The organism is Nocardia nova NBRC 15556 (assembly GCF_001613005.1).
Lineage (GTDB): Bacteria > Actinomycetota > Actinomycetes > Mycobacteriales > Mycobacteriaceae > Nocardia > Nocardia nova.
The window spans coordinates 48,134-58,530 of the sequence record NZ_BDBN01000067.1 but is presented as its reverse complement, the minus strand read 5'-3'; the positions used below and the strand labels follow the sequence as shown (position 1 = coordinate 58,530).

Sequence of the window (10,397 nt, the reverse complement as noted above, 5' to 3'; positions counted from 1 at the left end):
GCTTTCACACACCGCATCCGATGCGTTCCCGGATGCGGAACTGAGCAACGATTCGTCAGTGACCACCTCCTGGACCGCCGGACTTCTTGTGGTGCTTGCGAACTCGGTTGTTCGGTGATGCTCCGTCCCCTTCCGGCAGGTCCGGCCAACTGCTCCGGGTCTATCAGTCATCCGCCGGAAGGGGACGGTGGAACTTACTTCTTCCGGGCAGTTCACCTGCCCGGCCACTTGGACTTATTGATTCGAACGACAGCGACTCTAGAACGATCATCAGCGAATGTCTACACCTGACATGACAGATTTTCGATCACCGGTTGATGAGTGTTTATGTCACCCGGCGGGCGGGTTTCACAGCGTGGGGACCGGGTAGATCCGAGGTGCCCGAGCGCACAGAAGGAGGCGAGGTCGTGACGGCACCGGTGCTCGGCGATTCGCGCAGCGACACCGCACGCGGCGCCACGCTGGAGATCGACCTGGACCCGATCACCCCGGCGCGGGCGCGGGCGCAGGTGCGTGAGCTGCTGGCATCGACTGCGTGTGTCGCGGCCGACGACGCGATCCTGGTGTTCGACGAGCTGGCCAGCAACGCGCTGCGCCACGGGCAGGGGCCGCGCCGATGCCGGATATCCCTGCACGAAGACCGGAGCCTGCTGCGCATCGAAGTCGACGACACCGGACACGGCAACCCCCGTCCGCGCGCCCCCGATCACACCGGCGGGCGCGGCATGATCCTGATCGACCTGCTCGCCACCGCATGGGGCTGCACCCGATTCCCCGAGCACAAGACCGTGTGGGCCACCCTCACCCTCGCCCGGCGCCGACACCGCCGGCCTGACAACGACGCAACGCTCATCGCCAGACGGCGCCGCCGATGCGGTCGAGGACTACCGCCGGATGCGACGACCTGATCGCACGAAGCGAAACGCCGGATGACCGGTTTCGTAGGCTCGGCGACCATGACCGTCGCGCGTTCGATCCTGCTGTTCGTCCTGGCCGCTATCGCCGAGATCGGCGGCGCGTGGCTGGTCTGGCAAGGCGTGCGCGAACACCGCGGCTGGGCCTGGATCGGCGCGGGCATCATCGCCCTCGGAATCTACGGATTCGTCGCCACCCTGCAACCGGACGCGAACTTCGGACGCATCCTCGCCGCCTACGGCGGCATCTTCGTCGCCGGCTCCCTGCTGTGGGGCATGGCATTCGACGGCTTCCGGCCCGACCGCTGGGACATCACCGGCGCCGCAATCTGCCTACTCGGCGTCGCCGTCATCATGTACACCCCACGCAGCTGAACCGACGCACCCGGCCCTTTCGCCAGCTCAGGCACTCACATTTCAGACTGCCCCATTCACACGCAGCCACCGACAATTGTGGTGGCAAGGGCACACACAACCCCTATCACCACACCACAACCCACAAATCCCCTCACACCATTACCACCACAAACCACTCACCCACTACCCTCACCCCCACATTCCCCCCCACATTCCCCCCCCACACACATTCCCCCCCCCACACATTCCCCCCCACCTACTCACTCCAATAGATAATTCTCACACCTCATGCTCCCAGGTCACGAGACGATAACGACGATATCGGGAGCGGCGTAGCCTGGATTCATGATGTCGCTGGCGAAGATTGCGTCCGGCGATGGCTATGAGTATTACCTGCGGTATATCGCCACGAATGACGCCAATGACCGTGGCGCGCAACAGCTTGCCGACTATTACAGTGAGCGCGGCGAGTCCCCGGGGTGCTGGATGGGGTCGGGGTTGGGTGCCCTGGATATCGTCGAGGGCGACGTCGTCACCGAATCCCAGATGCGGGCGTTGTTCGGTCGCGGGATGCATCCGAACGCCGACGCGATCGTCGCGCAGCTGGCGGCCGAGCAGATGGCCGAGGGGGTCTCGCCGCGGGTGGCCCGCCTCTATGGCGCGAAGATGGCCCAGCTCGGGCGCCCCCATAACCGGTATGTGGTCGCCGAGGCCGGCTACCGATTCGAGTGCGCCCGCGCCTATGCCGAATACAACCGGGCGCGAGGCCTCATCGAGTACGCCAAGATCCCGCCGGAGGTGCGTGAGCAGATCCGCACCGACGTCGCTCTGGCGATGTTCGGTGAGGAATTCGGGCGGACCCCGGCTGATGATCGGGAGCTGTCGGGCTGGATCGCGCGCGCCTCCCGGCCGAACACGAAATCCGTTGCCGGGTTCGACCTCACGTTCTCCCCGGTGAAGTCGGTGTCGGCGCTGTGGGCGCTGGCGCCGCGCGAGATCGCCGAGAAGATCGAGACGGCCCACAACGCCGCGATCGGCGAGGCCTTGGCATATCTGGAGGAACACGCGACTTACACCCGCGTCGGCCGCGGCAGTGTCCGCCAGGTCGACGTCGAAGGCTTGATCGCCACAGGGTTCACCCACCGCGATTCCCGCGCCGGTGACCCGGATCTGCACACCCACGTCGTCATCGCCAACAAGGTCCGCCGGGTCAGCGACCGTCAGTGGGGGTCACTGGACGGCCGGATGATCTACCGGCACAACGTCCCGGCGTCCGAGCTGTACAACACGAGGTTGGAGCACCACCTCGAGCAGGCCCTCGGCGTGCGGTTCGTCGACACCGCCGGCGTCGATCTGCACAAGCGGCGCGTCCGCGAGATCGACGGAATGCCGGAGGAATTGATGCGTGCGTGGTCGACCCGCGCCGAAGCCATCACCACCCGGCTGGCTCAGTTGTCGTCGGAATTCCAGTCCAAGCACCACCGGCAGCCGACACCGAAAGAGCTGCTCAGGCTCGGTGAGGAAGCGACACTGGCGACCCGCGGCGGCAAACACGCCGCCCGATCGCGGGCCGAGCAGCGCCGCGACTGGCGCGCCCAAGCCGCCGGGATTCTCGGTGGCGAGCAGGCCGTGGACGCGACGGTCGCCGCGGTGATGGGGCGTCAGGCCGAGATCCGGCAGGCCGTGACCGACCGGTGGGCCGCCGAGATCGCAGCGTCGGTGATCGATACCGTGTCCGCTCAGCGCGCGACGTGGCAAGAACACCACCTACGCGCCGAAGCCCACCGCCAGCTCCGGGGCCGGATCGACCCCAGCCAGTGGCAGGCCGGTGTCGATGCGGTGATGGCGGCCGCGCTCGCGCCGCCGTCGTCGATCCCGCGCGGCGATCACGACACCACCGCCGCGATACCGGCATTGGCGCGTGCGGATGGCACCAGCGTGTATGTCACCGCCGGATCCACCCTCTACACCTCGCCGGAGATCGTCGCCGCTGAGCGGCGGCTGATCAATATCGCCGGCTTCGACCGGGGCGCGACGATCCCGATCTCGGCGATCGAGGCCGCGGAGGTCGAGTTCGCCGCCAATCACGGTGGGCGCGGCCTGAATTCGGGGCAGGCCGAGATGGTGAACTCCTTCGCCACCTCCGGCAAGACTTTTCAGGTCGCGGTCGCCCCGGCCGGGACCGGCAAGACCACCGCGATGCGGGTACTCGTCGATGCCTGGACCAGCCAGGGCGGCAAGGTCCTGGGTTTGGCGCCGACCGGATCGGCGGCCGCGCAGCTGCACGCCGACACCGGCGCGACCACCGCCACCGTCGACATGCTCGCCACCCACGTCGACCGATACCTCGCCGGCACCGACATCACCGACATCCCGGAATGGGCCACCGCGATCGGCCCGACCACGCTGGTCGTGATCGACGAGATCGCCAAAACCGGCACCCTCACCCTCGACAAAGCCATTGTCTGGCTCGCCGAGCATGGTGCGACGATCCGCGCGATCGGCGACGATCACCAGCTGTCCTCCGTCGCCGCCGGTGGCGTTATCCGCGACATCATCGACACCGCCGGCGCGACCGAGCTCACCCAGGTGATGCGATTCGCCGACCCGGCCGAATCCGCTGCCTCCCTCGCCCTCCGGGAGGGTGATCAGGCCGCGATCGGCTACTACATCGACCACTCCCGCGTGCAGGTCGGCGTCCTCGGCGACGTCGCCGAACGCGCCTACCAAGCGTGGGCCGCCGATACCGCCACCGGACTCGATTCGGTGCTGCTGGCCCCGACCCGCGACATGGTCCGCGCCCTCAACGCCCGCGCCCGCGTCGACCGGATCACCGCCGAACGCCGGACCGGGCCGGAAGTGACGCTCTCGGACGGACTCTCGGCGTCGGCCGGCGACGTGATCACCACCCGCCGCAACCACTACCGACTCCGCATCAGCACCACCGACCACGTCCGCAACGGGTACCGATGGACCGTGCGGGAAGTCCATCCCGACGGCCGGATCACCGCCGCCCACATCGGATCCGGACGCCGGGTCACCCTGCCCGCCGACTACGTGACCGCCCACACCACCCTCGGCTATGCGGGAACCATCGATTCCAGCCAGGGCCTCACGGTGGACACCAGCCACACCGTGCTCACCGGTCGCGAGCACCGCGCCCAGCTGTATGTCGCGATGACCCGCGCCCGCGCTGGCGCGTACGCCTACCTCGGCACCGCGGGCAGCGGCGATGAGCACTTCGGCTACACCTACGACGCGATCCACCCGCCGACCGCGGTGGATCTGCTGACCGACATCCTCGGTCGCGACGGCACCCAAACCAGCGCCGCGACCGCCGCCCGCGACGCCGCCGATCCCCGTCGTCAGCTCGCCGGTGTGGTCGATTCCTACATCGACGCCCTCGGCGCCGTCACCGAATTCCACCTCGGCCCCGACAGGATCGCCGAAATCACCACCGCCGCAGAGCAGATCGCGCCCGGAGTGACCGACGCCGACGCGTGGCCGGTGCTGCGCCAGCACCTGGCCCTGATCGCCGTCGCCGGACGCGACCCCATCGGCGAACTCGCCGCCGCGGCCGCCGCCCGCGAGCTCGGCACCGCCGACGACATCGCCGCCGTGCTGGACTGGCGACTCGACCCCACCGGCCACCAACCCGATCCAGCCGGCGGACCGCTCGCCTGGATCCCCGCCGCACCCGACGCCCTCGCCGATACGCCGGAGGCTACGCACCTGCGTGAGGTCTACGACGCGATCCACCAGGCCGCCACCGACATCCGCGCCACCGCCACAGCGTGGGATGCCGATTCGGCGCCGAGGTGGGCACAACCGCTGCTGGCGGCCGACCGCGACCTGGTCGCCGACCTTGCGGTGTGGCGGGCCGCCCAGCACGTGCCCGACCACGACCGGCGACCTACCGGGCCCGACCGCTACCCCGTCGTCGAACGCCGTACCCAGCAGGACCTTTCGCGTGACGTCGCCGCCGCCGTGGGCGACCTCGACGGCCCGGCCCGACGCTGGGCGACGGTGGCCGGCGAACTCGACGAACGCCTTCCCCGTGACCCGTATTGGCCGGTGCTGGCCGAACGCCTGGACATCGCGCACGCGGCCGGGGTCGACGTCGACCAGACCGCCCGCGCCGCGATGGCGCGCCCGCTACCCGATGAGCAGCCCGCCGCCGCGCTGCGGTGGCGACTCACCGAACACCTCGATCCCGCCGTGCGTGGCCACGACGACTACGCGCGGGTGAAAGCCGAGATCGCCGCCGACCCGTGGCGCCGCCTCCACGACGGGCGACTCGAACGCGCAGCGACCCACCGCCGCAACCGGCTCAGCTATTCACTGATCGAGGACGCGCCACGACTGTGGGGCGAGTACAACGACCGCTATCAGCACGGCAGCCACGTCGACCGGGCGCATGCCGAAACCGCCCGCCTCGCCGAACAAGCTGCCGCTATCAACGCCGTCCGCGACAAACGCGTCGCCGCCCGTGACGCGGAAATAGCAGCACGAAAAGCCGAACAGGACTGGAGCACCGAACGCGGCACAACCGTGTCGGTCCCGTGGTGGAAACCGTTCGGCGAAGACGCCGACCGCATCCGCGCCGAACACGAAGCCCGCCTCACCGCACTACGCCAGGCCTGCAACGACACCCGCGACGCGGCAACCGCTGCGCGCGAGGCCGCCCGGCTCGTGAAAATCGACGCCGTGCTCGCCGCCGGCCCCGAGCACGGATGGGACGACATCCTCGCCCGCGCCACCGACACCGGCGACCACGCCCGCCGAATCGCCGACGCCGCACAACGCGACCGCGAGTTCGACCAGGACATGAGCGAATACCAGCAACAGCGCCAACAACTCGCTGACGACCTCACCGAGATCGACGCCGAAACCGCCCGCCGAGAATCGCTCACCCCGACGCAGCGTGACCTCGAAAACCGCGCCCGCACCGAACTCTATGGGGAAGAACCAGCACAACCCGAGCAGCACAGTGGTGTCGACCCCATGGACGACGCCACCCGATCGCGGTACCTCGGCATGAACCACGACACCAGCCACGATCACGGGCTGGACGTGTAGACCGTTCCCCAGTTCCGAAGCGCTGCCGCGGCTCCCCTCAACGGGGAGCCTTGCCGCCCCATGCAGATGGCCGGTGCAGGCGGCTACTGACACATGCGCTGTATCCGTTCGACGAGGCGCTTCCTGTCGGTCAGTAGGTCAAGTAGGTACACCATCGGGACCAGGGCGATATCAGCTGGCAACCGTCCGCTGTGCTCGGAGAGGATCTCAGCATTGCTGTTGAAACCATGAGTGGTGTTTCGCCGCGCATTCCACAGGTTCAGGAGCCGGGATTCAGTAGTCGTTTCGGGATCCGGGCTGGGAACGAAGAACCCGTCGGAGACCTGGATGGCAGCATTCAGCGCACGGTAGGCCGGTGCCATGATCAGTGGTTTGATGCGTTCAGGTACACGCTCCTCGATTGCGGTGATCCGCTTCTGGATTCTCTTAGGACTCATGAGCTGACCGATGCCGTTACTGCCGAGGAAGCTGTCTGCGAGGATGTCCATCGCGGGGAACATGAGCATCAGTTGCGCGGCCCCATCACCAGGATGACGAGTGATCGCGCTGATGCGGGTCAGAAGCTGTTCGAGGTTCAACATCCACCGCTGATGAGCCTCAGGAACGTAGAAACCATGGCTGTTGACATAAGTTGTCGGGGCGTAGATGTCGCGCAACGTGTCATTGATCCTCCCGGCCCACCAATCGACCGCGTCCGAATACGTGGCCTTGTGCAAGGACGAGTCGTCGAGATAGTCCACGTCAAAGTCTTGAGCAGGGGAATGGTGGATCAGAGACCGCAGTGAGTCGATAGCGTCACGGCTGGCACCCAGACCTCGCCCACCGATCTGTCGGCCAAACGTGTAGATGACGATTTGCTCGACCCGCGCCGCGCCGAAGCCCCACATGTTGGGAAAAAGGTTGCCGAGAAGCGGCGCGAAGTAGAGCCCGCCGAAAACCGGCCCCTCCAGGAGCGCAGCGGACGACTGGAACGGGAGCTTGTCTGGATCCTTTTCCGAACTCTCGACCAGCTCCGGAACAGTGCTGTGGCGAAGCCGGAATAGAACCTGCGGAAGTTTCGTCCAGCTGTAGACGACGCTCTTCAGGCGAATGTCGTGGACCGACTGGTTTGGAAACAACGGCTCGGACGATTCATCAGCGTGTGTCAGCGAAAGGCCTGCGAGCGTGTCGCTTCCCCATTTGATCGCTTGGGGGACGTCATGATCACCGACTGCCATCAGCGTCTGGATGATTCGGTCAAACCGGGATGGAAGCGTGGGGGTTGCGTCAAGCGCTGCAGCGTGCTGCTTGAAAACGTTTACCAGGTCAGCTGACATCCCCCCCCCGGTACGTTGGGAGTGGGCGGGGTGCATAGATCAAATCGGCTGCGCTTGAGACCTGGCCCATGGAGGGTCTTGGCGTCGATGAGATCGGTCGGATTCGCTGACACTTCCCAAAGCTCGTCCGACGACGAGGGAGCCCGGTCCACATGTAGACCAAGGCGATCCATGAGGCCAGCGGGGTTTCCGCCGAAAATCTCTGGCGGAACATTGATCTTCATGGTCTGACATCGTGGCACGCCGCATCGCGAGCAGCCGGTACTTTCCTCTGCGGCTGGGGGGAGCCGCGGCAGCGCCTCTACCGCTCGAGGCCGCCGTCGCGGCCGCGCTCCTGGGGACCTCGCCGAGGACGCTGTGGCGAGGATGGCTGTTGCCACGTCGGGCGGGCCCCCCGTTCGGGTTGAGCAGGGTGTGTCGCTCGCCGCACACGCGCGATCCGGATCCGGTTCTCGACCTCGTTCCGGTCGATCCTGTCGACGACCGCCGAGGACCGCATGGCGGCAGCCCAGGCCGGGGAGCCTTCGGTCTTGTCAAAGGGCTGGGACGGGTCAATCCCGTCACGGCGCATGTGGATCTCGGTCAGCGCTCGACGCGCTTCGCTGGCCATCGCGGCCGCGGCCGCCGCCCGGCCGGCCGTGTCCAGGCTCGCCTGCACGGTCATCATCAGCTCGGTCAGCGCGTAGATCAGCGCGAGACCGGCAGCTTCCGGATTCGAGGCCGCCCACAACATGCGCGCCACCGACCGGATGTTCTCCTTCTCGGTGCCGGCGTGGCGGCGCCGTTCGCGGGCCGGGATCCGGCCCGCACGAGCCAATTGCCGCGACAACCGGTCCAGCGGCCCGGGTTTGCGTTCGGTCCGCGACGACGCCGCAGCGAACAACCCAGACGTCTGGGAGGCCACCTGCGCCCACCCGGCGCGATCGGTGACCGGGATCCGGGAGACCACGTCGCTCCACTGCCGCAGCTCCTCGATCGCCTCCTTCTCCGAAACCGGATCCACCGCCTTCGGCCGCGCCCCCGAGCCGACCGTGATGCGCCGCCACTCGGCCAGCGCCTCCTCCCGGGCCGATACCGACTGATCCCACGGCGCCCACGACCGAATCGCAGCCAGCGTCATGTCCCTGCCGAGTCGACCACCGCCGTAGCGAATCGACCTCTCCCACTTGTCGGTCGTCAAATTGCGCTGCGCCGGCAATTGCACCGAGTAGCCAGTGACTTCGTCCATCCCGCCCGCACTCCAATACGGGGCCACGATGATGCCCTCCTCGTGCAGCAGCCGCAGCCACTCGGCCTCCGACTCCGCTGCCGCCGCCGCGCCACGCACCCGCCGGCGCAGCGCCTCCCGATCGGTCTCCGGAGCACCGACCCTCTCAGCGCGTCCCCGCTCAGCGGGTTTGGTCGCCACCTCGGTATCGCCGTGCTCGCGGCTATAGAGCACCCGCAGCCCGTACCGCTCCTCCAACACCCGCGCCACCGCCTGCGAGCGCGGCTGGTCGCGAAACACATCGGCCAGCGACCCGTCCGGACGGACCACCGGCATCGCGATGTGGACATGGTCGTTGCCGTTCTTGCTCAGCCCGTGATGCACCACCGTCCACCGCACGTCCGGGGCGCCGTCGTCGCGGTCGATGAATCCCATCTCCCGCATGAAGTCGGTCGCAATCGCCGCCCACTTCTCCATCGACAGCTCCCCCTCGTCGCGGCCGATCGCCAACGAACAATGCCAGGTGTTCTCATCCTTCGTCGCCGCCTCGTATGCAGCGGCCCGCGACATCCCCTCCTTCATCAGCTGCCGGGCTTGCTTGTACGACGTCGCCAGCACCGGCTCACCGCGCAGCAGAGTCTGGCGCGGCGAGTCCAGCAACGCCCCCAGCTCCCACGCCCGCCGCTGATCGATCGCGCCCCCGAACACCGCCATCGACACCACATCCCCGGCGATCACGCGCGGGTTCGTGTGCTCATTCGACCGGCCCGGCCCAGCCAAGTACCAGAGCAGCCGTTTGATGTCGGAGCCCTTGACCACGTTCGGGATCATCGCCGGATCACCCGTCGATCTGGCTCGCCCACGAACTGGCACCGCCGTCATCGTCGGGCGGCAGCTCCACGTCCAGATCCACACCGTCGAGCACCGCGGCCGACACCGCTGGCGCCTTGCCCATCACCCACCGCGCCAGCTCGTCCAGGGTCAGCGAGACACGCACCACCGCCCGCAACGCCGGGACGACCTCCTCGGGCAGCTCGCGCTGCTGGTGGGCGTAGCGCACCAGCTGGTTGAGGTTGTTGCCGATCCGGCGCACCTGCTCGTCCAGGTCCAGCACCGCAGCCGCCGCGGCCGCACGCCCCGGCTCTCCACCCTCGCGGTTCAGCGCGGCCGACACCAACAGTCGCGGCACCGACATCCCCGCCGCGGCAGCCTTGGCCGCCAGCTGGGACTGCTCGTCGTCCGACAGCTTCACCACCGTCCGGTGTGGTCGGCCTCCGGCCACGTTGGCCTGCCGCTCCCGCGCGGCCCGCGACCGGCGATCCGCCGACTCCCCTGCCATCCGCAGCCTCCTCCATGCCCAGCGCAGCGACCGCCCACACCTGAGGCGGGGTGCACGTTAGTGCACCTAAATTCTAGCTCGCTCCAACTCATTCTGAATCGCGAATACGCGGCGGCACGACAACCGGCGTCGAAGCCGAAACGCGGGACCACACACCGCGATTCGGCGGCCGGTCCTCGCCGGCG

6 protein-coding genes are annotated in these 10,397 nt (G+C 67.8%); 3 read left to right on the top strand and 3 right to left on the bottom strand.

Going from position 1 to position 10,397, the window contains the following annotated elements; all coding sequences use genetic code 11:
- Positions 1-407 precede the first annotated feature (407 nt).
- The 3 genes from NN2_RS25015 to mobF all read left to right on the top strand — a co-directional run bounded on the left by NN2_RS25015 (position 408) and on the right by mobF (position 6,350).
- A complete protein-coding gene (locus NN2_RS25015) occupies positions 408-908 on the top strand; it encodes an ATP-binding protein (protein ID WP_063016395.1) in 501 nt (166 codons plus the stop codon).
- 48 nt (positions 909-956) lie between these two features.
- Positions 957-1,289, top strand: a complete 333-nt coding sequence (locus NN2_RS25010) for a YnfA family protein (protein WP_063016409.1) — start codon at positions 957-959, stop codon at positions 1,287-1,289.
- A gap of 327 nt (positions 1,290-1,616) precedes the next feature.
- Positions 1,617-6,350 carry a MobF family relaxase gene (mobF, locus tag NN2_RS39000; RefSeq protein ID WP_063016393.1) on the top strand — a complete coding sequence of 1,578 codons (4,734 nt, stop codon included), beginning with the start codon at positions 1,617-1,619 and terminating at the stop codon, positions 6,348-6,350.
- Positions 6,351-6,433: 83 nt separating this feature from the next.
- Here the strand turns inward: mobF and NN2_RS25000 are convergent, their stop codons facing one another.
- From NN2_RS25000 to NN2_RS24990, 3 genes are all read right to left on the bottom strand, one after another.
- Positions 6,434-7,666, bottom strand: a complete 1,233-nt coding sequence (locus NN2_RS25000; RefSeq protein WP_156511460.1) for a hypothetical protein — start codon at positions 7,664-7,666, stop codon at positions 6,434-6,436.
- A 301-nt stretch (positions 7,667-7,967) separates the two neighbouring features.
- On the bottom strand, positions 7,968-9,704 hold the full coding sequence (locus NN2_RS24995) for a relaxase/mobilization nuclease domain-containing protein (RefSeq protein ID WP_063016389.1): 1,737 nt from the start codon (positions 9,702-9,704) through the stop codon (positions 7,968-7,970).
- A 7-nt stretch (positions 9,705-9,711) separates the two neighbouring features.
- Positions 9,712-10,212 carry a MobC family plasmid mobilization relaxosome protein gene (locus NN2_RS24990; RefSeq protein ID WP_063016387.1) on the bottom strand — a complete coding sequence of 167 codons (501 nt, stop codon included), beginning with the start codon at positions 10,210-10,212 and terminating at the stop codon, positions 9,712-9,714.
- Between the last annotated feature and the right edge of the window lie 185 nt (positions 10,213-10,397).